Source organism: Enterobacter cloacae complex sp. HYC080_NIDB (genome assembly GCF_056673325.1).
Genome location: NZ_CP114212.1, coordinates 38,162 through 57,374 on the forward strand (window position 1 = coordinate 38,162; position 19,213 = coordinate 57,374).

Annotated in this window: 17 protein-coding genes and 1 pseudogene; 9 read left to right on the top strand and 9 right to left on the bottom strand. The window is 54.7% G+C overall.

Annotation, left to right across the window (positions count from 1 at the left end):
- Window positions 1-267 precede the first annotated feature (267 nt).
- On the top strand, window positions 268-2,091 hold the full coding sequence (typA, locus tag O1723_RS00180) for a ribosome-dependent GTPase TypA (RefSeq protein WP_023336490.1): 1,824 nt from the start codon (window positions 268-270) through the stop codon (window positions 2,089-2,091).
- 79 nt (window positions 2,092-2,170) lie between these two features.
- On the opposite strand, the gene ompL is transcribed toward typA, so the two are convergent.
- From ompL to yihU, 7 genes are all read right to left on the bottom strand, one after another.
- Complete coding sequence (ompL, locus tag O1723_RS00185; RefSeq protein ID WP_014885758.1) at window positions 2,171-2,857, bottom strand: porin OmpL; 687 nt, start codon at window positions 2,855-2,857, stop codon at window positions 2,171-2,173.
- 74 nt (window positions 2,858-2,931) lie between these two features.
- A complete protein-coding gene (locus O1723_RS00190; protein ID WP_248191070.1) occupies window positions 2,932-4,356 on the bottom strand; it encodes an MFS transporter in 1,425 nt (474 codons plus the stop codon).
- A gap of 43 nt (window positions 4,357-4,399) precedes the next feature.
- On the bottom strand, window positions 4,400-5,782 hold the full coding sequence (locus O1723_RS00195; protein ID WP_014885756.1) for an MFS transporter: 1,383 nt from the start codon (window positions 5,780-5,782) through the stop codon (window positions 4,400-4,402).
- A 45-nt stretch (window positions 5,783-5,827) separates the two neighbouring features.
- The gene (locus tag O1723_RS00200) at window positions 5,828-7,852 is read right to left on the bottom strand and encodes an alpha-glucosidase (RefSeq protein WP_023336487.1); all 2,025 of its coding nucleotides are present in this window, start codon (window positions 7,850-7,852) and stop codon (window positions 5,828-5,830) included.
- 17 nt (window positions 7,853-7,869) lie between these two features.
- Window positions 7,870-9,111 carry a sulfoquinovose isomerase gene (gene yihS / locus O1723_RS00205; RefSeq protein WP_023331634.1) on the bottom strand — a complete coding sequence of 414 codons (1,242 nt, stop codon included), beginning with the start codon at window positions 9,109-9,111 and terminating at the stop codon, window positions 7,870-7,872.
- 14 nt (window positions 9,112-9,125) lie between these two features.
- Window positions 9,126-10,001: a sulfofructosephosphate aldolase gene (yihT, locus tag O1723_RS00210; RefSeq protein ID WP_014885753.1), complete on the bottom strand. Its 876-nt coding sequence runs from the start codon at window positions 9,999-10,001 to the stop codon at window positions 9,126-9,128.
- Window positions 10,002-10,018: 17 nt separating this feature from the next.
- The gene (gene yihU, locus O1723_RS00215; protein WP_023336486.1) at window positions 10,019-10,909 is read right to left on the bottom strand and encodes a sulfolactaldehyde 3-reductase; all 891 of its coding nucleotides are present in this window, start codon (window positions 10,907-10,909) and stop codon (window positions 10,019-10,021) included.
- Between the two features lie 155 nt (window positions 10,910-11,064).
- On the opposite strand from yihU, the gene O1723_RS00220 reads away from it, so the two are divergent.
- From O1723_RS00220 to O1723_RS00255, 8 genes are all read left to right on the top strand, one after another.
- Window positions 11,065-11,961, top strand: a complete 897-nt coding sequence (locus O1723_RS00220; RefSeq protein WP_023336485.1) for a sugar kinase — start codon at window positions 11,065-11,067, stop codon at window positions 11,959-11,961.
- Between the two features lie 34 nt (window positions 11,962-11,995).
- Complete coding sequence (locus O1723_RS00225) at window positions 11,996-12,796, top strand: DeoR/GlpR family DNA-binding transcription regulator (RefSeq protein ID WP_014885750.1); 801 nt, start codon at window positions 11,996-11,998, stop codon at window positions 12,794-12,796.
- A 119-nt stretch (window positions 12,797-12,915) separates the two neighbouring features.
- Window positions 12,916-13,515, top strand: coding sequence for a glucose-1-phosphatase (gene yihX, locus O1723_RS00230; protein WP_023336484.1), 600 nt, complete (start codon window positions 12,916-12,918; stop codon window positions 13,513-13,515).
- Window positions 13,509-14,390, top strand: a complete 882-nt coding sequence (locus O1723_RS00235; RefSeq protein ID WP_014885748.1) for a virulence factor BrkB family protein — start codon at window positions 13,509-13,511, stop codon at window positions 14,388-14,390. Before yihX ends, O1723_RS00235 begins: the two co-directional genes overlap by 7 nt.
- Window positions 14,387-14,824, top strand: a complete 438-nt coding sequence (gene dtd, locus O1723_RS00240) for a D-aminoacyl-tRNA deacylase (protein WP_014885747.1) — start codon at window positions 14,387-14,389, stop codon at window positions 14,822-14,824. Before O1723_RS00235 ends, dtd begins: the two co-directional genes overlap by 4 nt.
- Window positions 14,825-14,868: 44 nt before the next feature.
- Window positions 14,869-15,810: a fatty acid biosynthesis protein FabY gene (gene fabY, locus O1723_RS00245; protein WP_023336483.1), complete on the top strand. Its 942-nt coding sequence runs from the start codon at window positions 14,869-14,871 to the stop codon at window positions 15,808-15,810.
- A 422-nt stretch (window positions 15,811-16,232) separates the two neighbouring features.
- Window positions 16,233-16,679, top strand: coding sequence for a hypothetical protein (locus tag O1723_RS00250; RefSeq protein ID WP_196479504.1), 447 nt, complete (start codon window positions 16,233-16,235; stop codon window positions 16,677-16,679).
- Between the two features lie 89 nt (window positions 16,680-16,768).
- On the top strand, window positions 16,769-16,882 hold the full coding sequence (locus O1723_RS00255) for a hypothetical protein (protein ID WP_332959808.1): 114 nt from the start codon (window positions 16,769-16,771) through the stop codon (window positions 16,880-16,882).
- A 180-nt stretch (window positions 16,883-17,062) separates the two neighbouring features.
- On the opposite strand, the gene O1723_RS00260 is transcribed toward O1723_RS00255, so the two are convergent.
- Window positions 17,063-17,323 (bottom strand): hypothetical protein, encoded by a 261-nt coding sequence (locus O1723_RS00260; RefSeq protein ID WP_023336481.1) that lies wholly within the window; start codon window positions 17,321-17,323, stop codon window positions 17,063-17,065.
- Window positions 17,320-19,211: pseudogene (locus O1723_RS00265) on the bottom strand (VENN motif pre-toxin domain-containing protein); the annotation flags it as partial. The pseudogene O1723_RS00265 and the gene O1723_RS00260, both read right to left, overlap by 4 nt.
- Window positions 19,212-19,213: the final 2 nt, after the last annotated feature.

Consider the following 19,213-nt stretch of genomic DNA (forward strand, 5'->3'; position numbering starts at 1 on the left):
AAACACCCCAAAAAGGCGTTATCATGCGCACCATAGTGCAAAAGGGCTGCACCACAATGGATTTGTTGCACCAGTATAGTGCTTCAATGTGAACATTGAGCACCATATTGGTGCAATTTACGTTAAAGTGCCCTTTTACCGCTCCGTGAAAGCGATCACAAAGCATCTCTGCAATACTTGTTTGCGGGGGATGTTTGTGATCCTGTTTTGTAGTGCGATTAATCCGTGTACAATAACGCGCTATTTCTAAATGCCTGAGGCAAAGTTGTGATCGAAAATTTGCGTAACATCGCCATCATCGCGCACGTAGACCATGGTAAAACTACCCTGGTTGACAAGCTGCTGCAGCAATCCGGTACGTTTGATGCGCGTGCCGAAACCCAAGAACGCGTGATGGACTCCAACGATTTGGAGAAAGAGCGTGGGATTACCATCCTCGCGAAAAACACCGCGATTAAATGGAATGACTACCGTATCAACATCGTTGATACCCCAGGGCACGCCGACTTCGGTGGTGAAGTTGAACGTGTAATGTCCATGGTAGACTCCGTTCTGCTGGTCGTTGACGCAATGGATGGCCCAATGCCACAGACGCGCTTCGTGACCAAAAAAGCTTTCGCCCATGGTCTGAAGCCAATCGTTGTTATCAACAAAGTTGACCGTCCTGGCGCGCGTCCTGACTGGGTTGTTGACCAGGTCTTCGACCTGTTCGTTAACCTCGACGCGACCGACGAGCAGCTGGACTTCCCTATCGTTTACGCGTCTGCGCTGAACGGTATCGCTGGTCTGGACCATGAAGACATGGCTGAAGACATGACCCCGCTGTATCAGGCGATTGTTGACCGTGTTCCTGCGCCAAACGTTGACCTGGACGGCACCCTGCAGATGCAGATCTCCCAGCTCGACTACAACAACTACGTTGGCGTCATCGGCATTGGTCGTATCAAGCGCGGTAAAGTGAAGCCTAACCAGCAGGTCACTATCATCGATAGCGAAGGCAAAACCCGTAACGGTAAAGTCGGTAAAGTTCTGACTCACCTGGGTCTTGAGCGTATCGAGAGCGACATCGCGGAAGCGGGCGACATCATCGCGATCACCGGTCTGGGCGAGCTGAACATCTCCGACACCATCTGCGATCCGCAGAACGTCGAAGCGCTGCCTGCTCTGTCCGTTGATGAACCAACCGTATCCATGTTCTTCAACGTCAACACCTCTCCGTTCTGTGGCAAAGAAGGTAAATTCGTTACCTCTCGTCAGATCCTTGACCGCCTGAACAAAGAGCTGGTGCACAACGTTGCGCTGCGCGTTGAAGAAACTCAGGATGCTGACGCATTCCGCGTTTCGGGTCGTGGCGAGCTGCACCTGTCAGTCCTGATCGAAAACATGCGTCGTGAAGGTTTCGAGATGGCGGTTTCCCGTCCGAAAGTTATCTTCCGCGAAATCGACGGCCGTAAACAAGAGCCGTTTGAGAACGTAACGCTGGACGTTGAAGAGCAGCACCAGGGTTCTGTTATGCAGGCACTGGGCGAGCGTAAAGGCGACCTGAAAAACATGAATCCAGATGGCAAAGGCCGCGTACGTCTCGACTACGTGATCCCAAGCCGTGGCCTGATCGGCTTCCGTTCTGAGTTCATGACCATGACCTCCGGTACCGGTCTGCTGTACTCCACCTTCAGCCACTACGACGACGTGCGTCCGGGCGAAGTGGGCCAGCGTAACAACGGCGTGCTGATCTCCAACGGTCAAGGTAAAGCGGTTGCGTTCGCGCTGTTCGGTCTGCAGGATCGCGGTAAGCTGTTCCTGGGTCACGGTGCAGAAGTTTACGAAGGCCAGATCATCGGTATTCACAGTCGTTCTAACGACCTGACCGTAAACTGCCTGACCGGTAAGAAACTGACCAACATGCGTGCGTCCGGTACTGACGAAGCAACGGTTCTGGTTCCACCGATCAAGATGACTCTGGAGCAGGCTCTGGAATTCATCGATGATGACGAACTGGTCGAAGTGACTCCACAGTCAATTCGTATCCGTAAACGTCACCTGACTGAGAACGATCGTAAACGTGCAATGCGCGGTGCGAAAGAAGAGTAATACAGTCAATCTGTAGGCCGGGTAAGCGTGCGCGCCTCCCGGCAACTAAAAAGCCGCTGATTTCTCAGCGGCTTTTTTATTAGAACGAGTACCGTAACCCCAGGCGAATTCGGTACTGCTCGCGGTTGTAATCATTCCATCTGTCCAGCCACTGAAGTTCGAGGTACGGCAGCCAGTTTCTGTCGATCTTATAGCTGAATTTATTGGTGATTTCCCAGTGATGGTCTTTGCCATTTTTGCTGTGATAATCATTCACCCGCTGGAAAAAGTGCGGTTCAAACGTGTAGAAAAACGCATCCGTTACTTTGAAATTCCAGTAGTTGGCAAACTCGTGCGTGTCGTTCTTATCCATCTGACCGTTATAGTCCGGCGTATCGTAATTGTTATGGTTATAGCGATAGCGGAAGGTCAGGTTAAACCAGTCGATAAATTTATAGTTGGTGTCCAGATAGACCGCACCACCCGAACCGGCGCTGCTGTCATTAATCAATCCGCCGGGCTGGAAGGTGAGTTTGTCGGTGGGTTTAAAGAGCGGATACCATCCCTCTATTTCGTTATAGCTGTGCTTCAGCTCATCCCATTTCCCCACGTTATAGGCATTGGTGAACATCAGCCCCGCGCCCATATCAAAGTTATATCCCGCACGCAGGATCACCTCGTGCAGTTCAGAGGCCGTATTGTAAGCTTCGCGGGTTTCGACATAGGCCCCGGCAAATACCGGGCAGGACACAGACGACACGATCAGTACAGTGATGATTCTTTTCATAATTTGTCCATGTATCAGGTACAGAAAGGCCTCCCTCCTGATTAACAGGAAGGACATATTGGCCGGATTTATTGTTATAAAGTGACTGCTGACGCTTTATTGTTGGTAGTTATCTCAGGGGTATTCGCTGATTGTTTTTTCCGTTTTCCAATCTCCTCGATAATAAAGGCGAAGCGCGCTTCGTTGAGTATATAAAACAGTCCCATGGTCACAGCGGCAACGATTGCCAGGCCGCATGGCCAGAGGAAAATAAGCTGACGCAATCCCAGCAGCGTGCCCGCGCTTTGAACGGCATGGGGAACGTAGCCAATCTGGGACAGCATGATGCCGGGCAGGAAGCCAGCGAGGGCGGCGGATATTTTGCGCGAGAAGGTATAACCAGTGTAAACCGACCCTTCGGCGCGGATGCCGGTTTTCCATTCGCCATAATCGACGGTATCCGGCACCAGCGCCCAGTTCAGGCTGTTCACAAACGCCGTGCCGAAGAAGGCCATACAGGAAAACAGCACGAACAGCAGGGAGCTGGTCCCCCAGAAGAAGTTCAGCACGTCACCCACTGCCCACAGTGCCAGCCCACCCAGATACACCGGCTTCTTGCCAAAGCGCTTCACCGCGCCGGGCACCAGAAACACGCCAATCAGAATGCAGCCCATGCTGAAAAAACCCATCCACGACAGCAGATGAAGATCGTTCAGCACGTACTGGGTGTAATAGACCTGAATCGCCAGCTTGATGTTAAACGCGGCGAGGGTACACAGGTTGGCGATGCACAGCACCAGCAGTGGCGGGTTGCGGAAAATCGCGCAGAACGATTTCAGAATGCCGGGCTTATGGTGATCGGGCGTGAGCTCCACGTAGCGCTCTTTCACACCGCTGTAGCACCACCACATGCAGAACAGGCCACCCGTCACAAACACCAGCGCGGCCACCAGATAACCGAGTGAGGGCTGGTGGATGAACAGTGCCTGAATGGGCATAAAGCCCACGGTGCAGAGCAACAGCCCCACCGTCGCGCCGCCCTGACGCCAGGCGGCAAGCTGCGCACGCTCGTTCGGGTTTTTGGTGATGGCCGGAACCATCGCGCCGTAGGAGCAATTCATCAGGCTATAGCACAGGCCAAACAGCATAAAGAGCACCGTGGCGAGCGCCGTTTTCACCGTCAGGCTAAAGTCGTTGGCCATAAACTGCGCCGTCGCGACCAGCGCCACCGGGACGGAGGCGTAGAGAATGAATGGCCGGAATTTTCCCTTCTTACCGATATTCCGCCGGGAGTCCAGCAGCACGCCGGTCAGCATGTCGGTAAACGCGGTGAAGAATTTCGCTACCAGGAAAATAATGCCGCCATAGAACGCGGGCATGCCCAGTTCATCCGTGTAAAACTTCAGCAGATACAGCGTGCCAATACACAGCATCAGGTTCGAGCCAAAATCGCCCATCCCGTAGGCGCACTTCTCACGCAGGCTCAATTTCAGGGTTAACGGATCAATATTATCTCTCATGGTCGATCCTCAGAGCGCCCCGCAGGGCGCTCTATCACGTCATTTATGCCGTACGCTTGCGCAGTTCGATCTCTTCGACGATGCGCACATACATCTTCTCGTTGAGGTTGTAGAAGCAGCCCATCGCCACGATGGTGATGACCGCCAGCAGGCTTGGATAGATAAATATCAGCTGCCGCAGCCCTTCAACCGTACCGGCGGATTGCACTACGTTGGGCACATAGCCGATCTGCGTGAGCATGATCCCCGGGAAGAAGCCCGCCAGCGCCTGAGATACCTTGCGGAAGAAGGTAAAGCCGGTATAGACCGTTCCCTCAGAGCGCACGCCGGTGCGCCACTCGCCGTACTCCACGGTGTCGGAGACCAGCGCCCAGTTCAGGCTGTTCACAAACGCGGAACCGAAGAACGCGAGGCAGGAGAACGCCACAAAGCTCACCGAGCCGCCGCCGAAGAAGTAGTTGAGCAGATCGCCCGCCACCCAAATCATCAGCCCGCTGATGTAGACCTTTTTCTTACCGAAGCGCCGCACCGCGCCGGGCATCATAAAGACGCCGATAAAAATACAGCCCATGCTGAAGAAGCCCATATACGACAGCAGAATCGGGTCGTTCAGCACGTACTGCGTGTAGTAGACCTGGATGGCGAGCTTGACGTTAAAGGCACCCAGCGTGCACAGGTTAGCGATGCACAGGATAAACAGCGGTCGGTTCCCGGCGATGGCGCGAAAAGACTGCAACAGCCCCGGCTTTTGCGCCGGATTGGCAGGCTGCATCTCGACGTAACGCTCGGTCACGCCCTTATAGCACCACCACATAAAGAACAGCCCGAACAGCGAGAAGAGGGTGGCGGCAAAGATATAGCCTAGCTGATCGTTGCCCTCAATCAGGTTCATCACCGGGACAAAGCCCACGGTACAGAGCAGCAGGCCGAGCGTGGCACCGCCCTGACGCCATGCGGCCAGCGAGGCGCGCTCGTCCGGGTTTTTGGTAATGGCGGGCACCATCGCGCCGTAAGAACAGTTCATCATGCTGAAGAACAGGCCGTACAGCATAAACAGCACGGTTGCCATCACCGTTTTACCGGTCACCTCAAACGGCGTGCCCACGAAGTTGGCAATCGCCAGCAGCGTCACCGGGAAGGCGGCGTATAGCACGAACGGGCGGAATTTCCCTTTCGGGCCAATCTTGCGCCGGGAGTCGAGCATGATCCCGGTGCCCATATCGGTGAAGGCGGTAAAGAACTTCGCAATCAGGAAGATGATCCCGCCGTAGGTGCCCGGCAGCCCCAGCACGTCGGTGTAAAACTTCAGCAGATACAGCGTGCCGATATCCAGCAGGATGTTAGAGCCGAGATCGCCCATCCCGTAGGCGAGTTTCTCTTTAAACGGCAGGCGCAGGGTTGCCGGATCAGAAGTATGTTGACTCATTATTGTTCTCCGTCTGCCCGCAGGTTTCCCTGCGGGCGAGCCTTATCAGATATGACGTAAGGTGCTAAACAGATCTGCCCATTCACTGTGCTGGCGATAGAAGACCGGTGGCTTGCCGAGTGGGGCATCAACGGTCACGTCACCGCCCTGGCAGCATTCCCCGGTCCACGCATTCACCCAGTTGTCCTGCGGCAGATAGAGCGTCCAGTCCGTGCGCCCCTCTTCGTGAACGGGCGCCACCAGCAGATCGCGGCCAAACAGATACTGGTATTTCAGCGTGTAGGCGCGTGCGTCGTCCTCGTAGTGCAGGAACAGCGGGCGCATCACCGGCAGGCCGCTTTTCGCGTTCTGCGCGACGGCGGCTTTGATATACGGCTTCAGGGTGGTGAAAACGGTGGTCATGCGCGCGAAGTGCGCGATGGTTTCCGCATCGCCGTCGAACTGCCAGTTATCGCCAGGACGGTTACCTTCGTGGGTGCGCATCATCGGCGTGAAGGCGTTAAAATCGCACCAGCGCAGCAGCAACTCTTTACTGCGCTTCATCTCGAACAGGGTGGTATAGCCGCCGATGTCGCTGTGGTGCAGGCCGTGCCCGGTCATCGCCAGAGACAGCGCCGCAGGCACCACGGACGCCAGACCGTCGTCCAGGCTCCAGTCGACGTTCTGATCTCCCGCCCACATCATCACCGAGTGCTTCTGACTGCCGGTGTAGCCTGCGCGCATAAAGAACAGGATCTCGCCAAGTTTGCCGGTCTCCTCCAGCGCCTCGTAGTTACATTTGGCCCACAGGGCTGGCCACGCGTTGTGCATGATCTCTGCGCTAACGCCGTTGTGCAGGAACGTGTCAGTCGGCAGATACTCTCCGAAATCGGCCATCCAGCCGCCGCAGCCCAGTTCGATCAGGTTCTTTTTGATAACCTCTTTGTACCAGTCGTAGGCTTCAGGATTGGTCAGGTCGATGACGCCCGCATAGAACTCGCCAAACTCGACGTGGTAGTCCTTGCCGTCGGCATTTTTAGTCAGATAGCCGCGTTTCGCTGCTTCTTCGCAGAGATCTTTATCGCTGGCGACGTACGGGTTGATGTAGGAGAGGAACTGCACGCCTTCCTGTTTCCATTGTGGAATACGCTCGTCAAGCTGTGGGTACAGCTCGCTGTTCCACTTCCAGTTCCACATCACGCGTTTGCCGAAGGAGGTCATGCGAATGCCGGACCAGTCCTGCGCCCAGATGCCGTTCACCTTCACGCCCCCTTTGCGCATGACGTCGAGCTTCTGCTGACAGACCTCGGTGCCGCCCTGAATACCCAGCGTCACGCCGTCGTAAACCCAGTCTGGCAGTTCAGGCTGACGCCCCAGCAGTCCGGTGAGTTTTTCCAGCAGGCCGACGTAGGTTTCCGCACAGTCGAAGCGCAACGTGGCGGTATCTTCCCAGAACGCCAGTTCGTGGAAGTCCGGCGCGCTGAAGTCAAAATTCATGTAGCAGCTGTTGTCCACGTGGCAGTAGTACTTCTGGGTGCTCACGAAGGTAGGCTGTGGGAAGAAGGTCCAGTAGTAATCGCCGCCTGCGTTCTCTTTGCAGTCGGCCTGCCAGGTCACGTAGGTTTGCTTGTTACGGCCCACGCCCTGTTCGCTGGTCCACAGCGGGAACGGCTTGCCGCGCAGATCGAAATAAGAGAACTGCTCGCCGCAGCCGTAAATGTGATCTTCTGGCTGAGCCGCCAGCCGCAGCCAGATGCGGTTATGGCGGGTGGCATCGTTTTTAAGCTTCATCTCCAGGCGGCCTTCGCCATCCACGCCCACCAGCAGCGTCGCGCTGACCGCATCGCCACGGGTAAAGCGGATCGCCCAGCCCGCGCTTTGCTGCGTGACGGTTGCGTCCGTCAGCGCGATCTTTTCGTTCAGTTTGTCCTTGATGCTGAAATTGCCGCGAAACATCTCAATATCGGCGACGCCTGCACCGATCCACAGGCAGGGCGCATCCGCGGTATGGGACAAAATCAGGCGGTTTTCCCAGTGCAGGGTGAAACCCCTTTCGTTATTTTTCAGGTCAATATTGTGTAGGGTACGCATAAAAACTCCGTCTTTTATTATTTGGCCAGGCAGTCCAGCAAACCGGCGGCCGTTGCCGGGGCTAAGCCCGGTGCCAGCGGCAAACGTGGGATCACCAGGCAGTGCAGCAGATGGTAAATATCCTGCTTGCCGTCCCAGACTTTGGTTGTCACTTCGTTATGGGTATCCAGCTCCTGCCACCAGGAACCGTTCTCGTAATCCATCAGGTACTTAATGCAGTAATCCCACCACTTCTGATACCAGGCTTCGTACTGTGCTTCGCCGGTCACGGTGTAGAGCGCGTAAGCCGTGCCCATCGCCTCGACGATAGGCCAGCGCACGCGTTCACGGACAATAGGCTTACCATCCCAGCCTACGGAGTAGACGAAACCATCGGCCCCGTCCGGTGCCCAGGCGTCGCGGATGGTGGCATGGAACAGTCCTTTCGCATCTTCGAGCAGCCACTCCGGCGGGGTTTCAAAACGGGCTTCCAGCGCGGCGCGCAGGTGCAACATCAGGCGGCCCCACTCGATCCAGTGGCCTGGCGTGCCGCCATAGGCGCGGAAACGGTGGGCAGGATTGTCGATGTTGTAATCGCGGATTGGGTTCCAGTTCGTGTCGAAATGCTCGTTAACGCGGTACTCACCTTTGCGCGCTACGTCGTGAATAATCACCGAGGCGATGCGCAGGGCACGGTCGAGCCACTTGCGGTCGTGCGTGACGTCATAGACGATCAGGAACGCTTCAACGGCATGCATGTTGGCGTTGCCGCCGCGATAATCCTCGGTTTTGCTAAAGGCCTCGTCCCAGGATTCGAGGCACATTTGTTCTTCCTCGCTCCAGAAATAGCGTTCGATCACCTCAATCGCATCGTCCAGCAGTTTGCGCGCCTGCGGATGGCCGGTGGTCACGGCGCTCGCCGCGCCCAGCAGCACGAAGAAATGCTGATAGCCCTGCTTGGAGGCGTCGATCACGCCTTCATCGTTCACACAGGCGTACCAGCCGCCGTGCTGTTTGTCGCGCAGCGGGCCGTTGAGGGCATTAATGCCGTGCTCAACCAGGGCATACGCCCCGGGACGCCCCATATTGGCGGCCACCGCATACACGTGCAGCATGCGGGCGGTGATCCACAGATGTGTGCCCATATCGCTACGCACCTGGCCGTTATTGCCCAGCCAGCCAAAGCCGGTCGGCACGGCGGCGTTTTTACCGAAATCGAAAATACGGTCGGTCTCTTGTTCGAGCCAGCGGTTATGGCTCAGGGTGTTAAACCATTTCATGTTCGGGTCCTTTCTTAGCGGCGAGCCATCATTTCGTCGACGATCTCACCCAAACGCTGCAGTTTTGGCACAGAGACATCGCGCAGCATCATTTCAGTATCCGGCAGCCCCACCACGGAGGACCACACGGCGCGACCGGCTAAAAAGCCTGAAGCCCCCGCCTGCATGGCAACCTGCACCGCGCGCGGGAAGAGCTTGTCATCCACGCCGGAAGAGAGGATCACCCACGGCATATTGATTTCCGCGTTCAGCTTTTGCGAGGCGGCCAGCAGTTCCTGCTGCGTACCTTTACCGAACAGCGGCATCTCCACTTTGTAGAGGTCGGCACCGCTATCGCCCAGCTCTCTGGCGGCGTCGATAATCGCCTGCTCGCGGTTGAATGCGGCACCGCGACGCGGCGGACGCACCACCGGTTCGATAATGCTAAGCAGTCCGTTGCTATGGCACAGCGTATTGAACGCCTTCACCATCTCCAAACGTTGCTGCGGATCTTCATCGCTGCGCCACAGCACCAGCAGCTTCAGCGCCTTGCCGCCATCGCGTTTTACTGCCTGCGCGTCGATGTTTTTGTCGATCACCACGCTATCGACCGGAATACCGTTGCCCGGTATAAACTCGTCCGCTGCCACAATCATCGCGCAGCTTTTGGCGACGGCCTGCTGCTCGACGATCTGGCGATAGCAGAACTGCTGGTCAACCAGAATAGCGGAGGCATACGGCGACAGGATTTTGGCCGCGTTAACCTTAAAATCCGTGAGGTGCTGGTCGGTTACCGGCACCGGCGCGCCTGCCGCAGCAAACATCAGGCGCATCGCTTCGCGCTGGTCCACGGCCAGCATGGCAAAACCGCCGGAAGGTCGGGTGATATCTTTCAGGGTGTACATCGTCATTCCTCAGTCCTTTCGTATCAGTGTGATTTTTTCAGCCCGGCAGATGCGCGAACCTGTTCAAGAATGGCCGTCCAGTCTTCGCGCCCGCGCCCGGCGGCGCGAGCCTGGTTGTAAACTTCACGAGAAGCCGCGCCGAGCGGCATGGGAACGTGGAGCTGGTTGGCCACGTCCAGGGCGATCCCCAGATCTTTATGCGCAAGGTCGATCATGAAGGCGGGTGAAAGATCCCCTTTCAGCACCTTGTTCGGCCATGAGGTCGTGAAGTGGCCTTTGCCTGCCGGCGTGCCGCTCATGACCTTGAGCGCCACGTCGAAGGAGAGGCCGAGCGCTTCGCACAGTACGGCCGCCTCTGCTGAAAGCGCGTTCAGGGCGATGCTCATGTAATTATTGATAAGCTTCACGCGGATACCCATGCCCGGCCCGCCAGCGTTGATCAGCTCATTGCCCATCGCCATTAATACCGGCGTGGCGCGCTCAACCTGCTGCACCGTGCCGCCTGCCAGCAGAAGTAACGTACCGGCGATGGCATGGTCAGACGTCCGTCCGACGGGGACGTCCATCAGGCTGAAGCCGCGCTCCGCCATGTCACGGATCAGCGCGTCAGTTTGCAGTGGATGAATGGTGGACATATCGATCACCAGCGCGTCGCGGGATAACCCTTCGCAAACGCCGTGCTCACCAAACAGTACGCTGCGCACCAGGTCGCCGTTGGGCAGCATGGTAATGACGAATTCGGCATCCGCAGCGGCCTGCGCTGGCGTCGCCACTGCCTGTGCGCCGCTCTCCACCAGCGTCTGAACGGCCTGCGGGTTCACATCAAAGACCTGAAGCCGGTGACCTTGTTTCAGCAGATTCTTCGCCATTGGCGCGCCCATCTGCCCTAAACCGATAAATGCGATTGCTGACATGCCTTTCTCCTGTCACATCGTGTCAATTTTTGCGCGTTTGTGTTGTCTGTTTTTGATCATATTTGTAATTTATAGTCAAAAAATTGACAGGGGTCACTTTTTAAACATTTGATGAAATTAAAATGGCAGCATCAGAAATCGCACAAGGAATCACCATGACTCGCATCGTTTGTGTCGGCATTACCGTGCTGGATCGCATCTGGTATCTCGATGATTTACCAAGGGAAGGTGGGAAATATGTCGCAAAAGATTATACGGAAGTGGGCGGTGGCCCGGCGGCAACTGCGGCGGTGGCGGCAGCGAAACTGGGAGCTGAGGTGGACTTTATTGGCCGCGTGGGTGACGACGAGACCGGAAGACGCCTGCTCGCGGAGCTGGAATCCCTGGGGGTGAATACCCGCTACACGCGCGTGTTTAAAGGGGCCCGATCGTCACAATCCGCAGTGCTGGTGGACGCCAGCGGGGAGCGCGTGATTGCGAACTACCCCAGCCCCGATCTTCCCGCAGAGGCTGACTGGCTGCAGGACGTCGACTTCTCACAATGGGATATCGTATTAGCAGACGTGCGCTGGCATGACGGGGCAAAACAGGCGTTTATCCGTGCTCGCCAGCAGGGCGTACCCACCTTACTTGATGCGGATGTCACTCCGCAGGACATCGCGGAACTGATCGCCCTAAGCGATCATGCCGCCTTCTCCGCGCCGGGACTGCGGCGTTTAACGCAGCTGGATGGAGCTGAAGACGCGCTGAAAAAAGCACAAATGCTCACAAATGGACATATGTACGTTACGCAGGGGCGAGACGGTTGCTTCTGGCTGGAAAGCGGCAGGTTATGTCATCAGCCTGGCTTTGAGGTCGAGGTGGTTGATACCACGGGGGCGGGCGACGTTTTCCACGGTGCGCTGGCGGTCAGTCTGGCGCAGCAAGCGTCCGCCGCTGACGCCGTGCGTTTTGCCAGCGCCGTCGCCGCCCTGAAATGCACCAGGCCCGGCGGGCGTGCGGGTATACCCGACTGTGATCAAACCCGCTCTTTTTTGTCACTTTTTGTATAAAATGCGGGGCGTGATGGTTTTCAGAGGACAGCCCATGAGTCTTACCGAACTGACCGGCAACCCGCGTCACGATCAGCTGCTGACGCTGATTGCCGATCGCGGCTATATGAATATTGATGAACTGGCGCAGCTGCTGGATGTGTCCACACAAACGGTACGACGGGATATCCGTAAGCTCAGCGAGCAGGGACTCATAACGCGTCATCATGGCGGTGCGGGCAGGGCGTCCAGCGTGGTGAACACGGCATTCGAGCAGCGTGAAGTTTCGCTCACCGAAGAGAAGCGGGCGATTGCCGAGGCGATTGCGGACTACATTCCCGATGGCTCGACCATCTTTATCACCATCGGGACGACGGTGGAGCATGTTGCCCGGGCGCTGCTCAATCACAACCATTTGCGCATTATCACCAACAGCCTGCGGGTGGCGCACATTCTCTATAAAAACCCGCGCTTTGAAGTGATGGTCCCCGGCGGCACGCTGCGCCCGCATAACGGCGGCATTATCGGCCCGGCGGCGACGGCGTTTGTATCCGGCTTCCGGGCGGACTATCTCGTGACCAGCGTAGGGGCGATTGAGCACGACGGTGCGATGATGGAGTTTGACGTCAATGAAGCCAGCGTGGTGAAAACCATGATGGCTCACTCGCGCCATATTTTACTGGCAGCCGATCACACGAAATACAGCGCTTCCGCCGCCGTAGAAATTGGCAACGTGGCGCAGGCCACGGCGCTATTCACGGATGAGCTTCCCGGCTCGGCGCTGCAAAATCTCCTCAAATCCAGCAAAGTGGAAGTAGTTGAAGTCAGTTCAGGAGAAGAACAGCAGGCTGGCTGACCTTTTTATGGCCCGATATCTCTCTTCGGGCCATTCCTTTCTTTAAGCTGAATCTCGCACATAGCCAAACCTTCTCTTTCCCGCTACAGTTATTTTTCCACGGCGAGCAGGAGATAAACATGCTTTATATCTTTGATTTAGGAAATGTAATCGTCGATATCGATTTTAATCGCGTGCTGGGCGCATGGAGCGACTTTAGCCGTGTTCCGCTGGCGACGTTAAAGCAGAATTTCGCGATGGGCGAAACTTTCCATCAGCATGAGCGCGGTGAAATAAGTGACGAGGAATTCGCAGAGCATTTCTGCCAGGACATGGGACTGTCGTTAAGCTATGAGCAGTTTTCGCACGGCTGGCAGGCGGTATTTGTCGCGATCCGCCCGGAAGTGATCGACATCATGCACAAACTGCGCGAGCAGGGGCACCGTGTGGTTGTCCTGTCGAATACTAACCGCCTGCACACCACGTTCTGGCCTGAAGAATACCCTGAAGTTAAGGCAGCGGCAGATAAAATCTATCTCTCGCAGGAGATGGGTATGCGCAAGCCCGAAGCGCGGATATATCAGGCCGTTTTGCAGGCAGAAGGTTTCACTGCCGCCGATGCCGTCTTTTTCGACGACAATGCCGATAATATAGAGGGAGCTAACCAGTTAGGTATCACGTCAATTCTGGTGACCGGAAAAGAGACGATACCCAACTACTTTGCGAAGCAGTTATGTTAAAAACCGTTCATCAAAAAGCCACGCATCATACGCGCCCGCTGAGAGCCTGGCTAAAACTGCTCTGGCACCGCATTGATGAGGACAACATGACCACGCTGGCGGGAAACCTCGCGTACGTGTCGTTGCTCTCATTAGTGCCGCTGGTGGCGGTGATCTTTGCGCTATTTTCCGCCTTTCCGATGTTTGCGGACGTCAGCCTGCAGCTTCGCCATTTCGTGTTTGCGAATTTCATTCCTGCCACCGGGGATGTTATCCAGAACTACATCGAGCAGTTCGTTGCCAACTCCAACAAGATGACGGCGGTGGGGGCGTGCGGGCTGATTGTCACTGCGCTGCTGCTGATGTATGCCATTGATAGCGCACTGAACACAATCTGGCGGAGTAAAAAAGCGCGGCCAAAAGTCTACTCTTTTGCCGTGTACTGGATGATCCTCACGCTCGGCCCGCTGCTGGCCGGGGCGAGCCTTGCCATCAGCTCTTACCTTCTGTCATTGCGCTGGGCGAGTGATTTAAACGGCGTTATTGATAATGTGCTTCGCATCTTTCCGCTGATCCTGTCATGGCTTTCGTTCTGGCTGCTCTATAGCGTCGTACCGACCACGCGCGTACCAAACCGCGATGCGGTAGTGGGGGCGCTGGTGGCGGCCGTGCTTTTTGAGCTGGGTAAAAAAGGGTTTGCCCTTTACATCACCATGTTTCCGTCCTATCAGCTGATTTACGGCGTGCTGGCGGTGATCCCCATTTTGTTTGTCTGGGTCTACTGGACCTGGTGTATCGTCTTGCTTGGTGCCGAAATAACTGTCACTCTCGGCGTATACCGCGAACTTAAAAAAGCAGCAGCAGCTGAAAAACAACAAGAAGCAGACCAACCATGATTGCATTGATACAGCGCGTAACCCGTGCCAGCGTCACCGTGGAGGGAGAGGTGACGGGTGAAATTGGCCCAGGACTTTTGGTGTTGTTAGGTGTCGAAAAGGATGATGACGAACAAAAAGCTAACCGCTTATGCGAGCGGGTGCTGGGTTACCGCATTTTCAGCGATGCGGAAGGTAAGATGAACCTGAACGTCCAGCAGGCGGGCGGCAGCGTGCTGGTGGTGTCCCAGTTTACGCTGGCAGCGGATACCGAGCGCGGCATGCGCCCGAGTTTCTCGAAAGGCGCCGCGCCCGATCGTGCAGAAGCACTTTACGAATACTTTGTTGAGCGTTGTCGCCAGCAGGAAATGCATACGCAAACCGGACGATTCGCTGCAGATATGCAGGTTTCGCTGGTGAACGATGGCCCCGTCACATTCTGGCTCCAGGTATGAGCCAACTGGCGGCGTGGCCGCGGGTAACAAGAGAGAGTACAGCTATGTATCACCTTCGAGTACCGCAAACGGAAGAAGAGTTAGAAGCCTATTACCAGTTCCGCTGGGAAATGCTGCGCAAGCCATTACATCAACCGAAAGGCTCTGAGCGCGACGCCTGGGACGCAATGGCCCATCACCAGATGGTGATGGACGAGGAGGGCAATCTCGTCGCCGTCGGGCGTCTGTATATCAATGCCGATAACGAAGCATCTATTCGCTTTATGGCGGTTCACCCTTCCGTACAGGACAAAGGGCTGGGGACGCTAATGGCAATGACTCTTGAGTCCGTCGCCCGCCAGGAAGGCGTTAAGCGCGTCACATGTAGCGCCCGCGAAGATGCCGTGGAGTTTTTTGCCAAACTCGGTTTTGTGAATCAGGGGGAAATCACCGCCCCGCAAACCACGCCGATTCGTCATTTTTTGATGATCAAACCCATTGCCACTCTGGACGACATTCTGCATCGCGCAGACTGGTGCGGTCAGTTACAGCAAGCCTGGTATGAACATATCCCTCTGAGTGAAAAGATGGGCGTGCGCATCCAGCAGTACACCGGGCAAAAATTCATTACCACTATGCCGGAAATCGGCAACCAGAACCCTCACCACACCCTGTTTGCTGGCAGCCTGTTTTCTCTGGCAACGCTCACCGGCTGGGGGCTGATCTGGCTGATGCTGCGCGAGCGCCATCTTGGCGGCACCATCATTCTGGCCGATGCCCATATCCGTTACAGCGCGCCGATCAGCGGCAAACCGAGCGCGGTGGCTGACCTTGGCGCACTGGGCGGCGACCTTGATCGTCTGGCGCGTGGCCGCAAAGCGCGCGTGCAGATGCAGGTTGAGCTGTTTGGCGATGACACCCCGGGCGCGGTGTTTGAAGGAACTTACATCGTTCTCCCTGCGAAGCCGTATGGCGCGTATGAAGAGGGGGGAAATGAAGAGGAGTAGCGCAGTTAAAAGAGAGTTATCTTTTTAGAAGATAACTCTCATGTTGTATTAAAAATAAATCTATTGATGGCGTAATTGCCATCCAGATCGGCGTTCGAACCTTCATAGACGAGCGTATAGTTAATCCTTGTTGTCGTAATAAAAGATGTGTTGCCAATTGCATTTTTAATTCTCTACTTTCCAAATAAAACCCAAATTGTAATTAAGGAAAGCTAAATGGTGTTTAGCTATTGCATCAATTATTATTGCAACATTTATGTACTAATGACTCGTTATGAATTTGTAATAAAATGAATAAATACTACAGCTTTGAACGAAACAAATCCGGGCTCGTAATTATATTATTATTGAGTTTTTTGCTTTTGGGTTGTTTTCTTGCCTATATCATTTGGGTGAGCATGATTTCAATGAGAACTGTTCTAATGAACTCTGTTCCAGAATGGTTAACGTATATAACGATAGGATCTATTTTTGGTCTCATATTCTCCGGGAGAGCTACCTATTATAGACCTATTGGTAAAACATCAAATTATGTCATTGAACTTTTTTGGGTGGGGTTTAGTTGTGGCTTTATTCTTTCATTAGGGATTTATGATGTTTTCGTGTTTATGTCGAAGGGAAACGTTATTACATACGAAGCGGCTTATGAAATAACATATCCTGGCCCAAGAAAGGGGAGGTTTGGTCATTGTGAAGCAGGGTTGTGGTTTAAGGACTATAACACAAAGCGTTGGATTCAATTGTGTACAAATAAAAAAGCACTTCAAGCAGCGGGTGAACCAGGAGCAGATGCTGTAAGGGTTAGTGCTCATTCAAATGAAATAGGGTCTTATATAATTGATTACAACTTCATAAAATCCAAGAGTTAATTAAGAAACCACAACTCCATATATTCACTCTGAAATAATAAATCCACGTTAAATTAAAGGAGAGAAAAACATCTCTCTACGGGAAATGGTTGTCGAATGCAGGTTTTATTGATTGTATGCTGGTTAAAATCCGCATGATGAAGGATTGCATTGTGATCCCCCCCAGAGCACCCGCGAGCTGTGGGGTTGTGCCGAAGGTTTAAGCGTCGTCCACTTCAATAAAAAGAAGATGCCCAGCCGATCAAGGGTGTTCTGGTGGGGTTAACGATACCGGCGATATTCCGACGATCAGGCGTGATCGCTACGACTGCCTGATCCGCTGTGAAGACGACTAAATAGCAAAATTCCCCGCTTTAGAAGGCGGGGATTTTAGTCGCTGAGGATCACTTATCGGGGTCGGTGGGTAGCTTTTTACGAGCATTGTACTCGTCTATTTTGTTGAATATTAAACATCCCACTGCAATAAATATTCCTGCAACAACACTCATCTTGACGACTTTAATAACACCGGATAACGATAAATAAACCTCCCCAGTATAAATAACTGCCGTTACAATCCTGGTAACTACACCCAGTGCAAAAAAAGCGGTAGTCATATAGATAAAAATAAGAATAAATATATGAAGTGTCATTTTCTTTTTCATTGTTTTTTATCCTTGTTTTTTATTAATTCTTTAACTGTATCATTGGATATTTCAAAGACAGAAGCAGAACCAATATCTCCTATCACACCGGAAAACGCCCCCACGTATGGCGCAATCAGCTTTGGAGCATACTTCCCAAAATAACCCCCGGCCAGCGACCCCGCAATGGCGCCACCCTGACCAGTTAAGCTGGGTCCATCAGTCATAAATGCACCACCCATATTAATAAGAGTGTTACCACCAATCTTATATCCTGGCGCCAGATAACCAGCACCTGCCGCTACGGCAGCGCTGTAGTAACTAAACTCACTGCCTGGCGACATACTCATGTATTGGAATAAAGAGTTAGCACCACCACCAATAACCGCACCGGTAACACCTTTTCCCACTGCGACTGTCGGGCCAAGATAAATGGCTCCAGCCATAAATACCCCATCCTGATAACCTTCCACTATCGCTTTAGTGATATTAGCCTCTTCAGGTAAATCCCCTTTCGACAGTTTATCCAGCCCCGCCTGTTTCTCTTCTGCTGATAGCCCGTTGTCCTCTGCATACTGATTCCAGGACGTTGCTGCCATGCCATAGTCCATCATCCCTTTCGGCAGACTCAGCGTGTTATTCTCCACCGTTGTCTTCCCGGACTGCGCCCCCGCAATGGCGCTTGCCGTGCCGTCTCCCGCTACGCCGCCTGCTATCCCTGCGGCAAGAGTCGCCAGCGCGCTGATGGTCTGTTTTTCACTTTCACTCAGTGCAGCAACATCCTTCCCGTACATCTCCAGCGCAATTCCGCCCGCCAGCTCCCCGGCGGCGGCACCCGCCGCACCCGCAAGCGCGTCTTTCCCCTGCATCGCGGCCAGCACCGCATTCGCCACCGCGTGGGCGGCGGCTTTTTCCATCCCGTCGTCCAGCCCGGAACGGTGGCCGATAACCTCCGCCACGTACGGTGCGGCGGCTCCGGCCAGCGCGGCGGTCATGTCGCCGCCCGCCAGACCCTGAGCGGCAGCGGTAGCCGCCTGGATGGCGCGCTGCATGTCGCTGCCCGTGCCGTACTGTTCAATTGCCGTGCGTCCGGCCTGGTCGGCTATCTCCTGAGGGGTAGGGTTGCTCTTGCCTTCAGCCCTCAGCTTCTCCTCTGCGGCGCGGAGCGCTGCCGGGTCGTTCATGGCCTCCTGTTTCGCGATTTCACCCTGCGTGCGGGCGATATCCGCCACCTGGCTGCCGATTTCCCCGATAAGCTGCGCCTCCTCCATCCTGCGCTGCTCTTTCTCCTTATCGAAGATGGCGTCGATGCTGCCGTTTGCATTCGCCGTGTCGCGGCTCTGGTCCGCCACGTCCTGCGTCTGATGCTCCTTATCGCGAACCACCACCGTGCCGTTTTCAATGGCCGTCCGCGTGGTGCCCTCCGCGCTGCCGCTGCTGTCCGCCCCGACCAGCAGGTTGCTAGAATGTATATATTCCTAATGCTGATACGCAGTAGGTGATAGTTAAAATTTTAAATCCCGGTCGTCAACATGTATACTTATTCATTTAAAAAAGCCTCGGCATATTTTTTAACATCAGCCATAATAATATCAACCTCTTTTTTAGATAGCGTGATATCTTCTATAAATGGTTTGTTAATATACTCCCATCTATTTCCATTGCCAGATCTATCTTCTACGATGTCGAACCCGCCGGAGCCTGCGAAGATGCCGGTCTGCTCCTTCACGGAGGCATAGTCGCTGTTCATGCTGTCGCGGCTGTAATTAACGCTGGCCGAGCCGCTCATGGTGCCGAAGGTAAAGCTGCCGCCCGCGCTGGCGTTTTGCTGTTTGCTGTCGTAACGGTCGGTGTCCTGTTCACTGGTAATGGCCAGGTTGCGCCCGATATCGGCCACGACGGTTTTTCCGC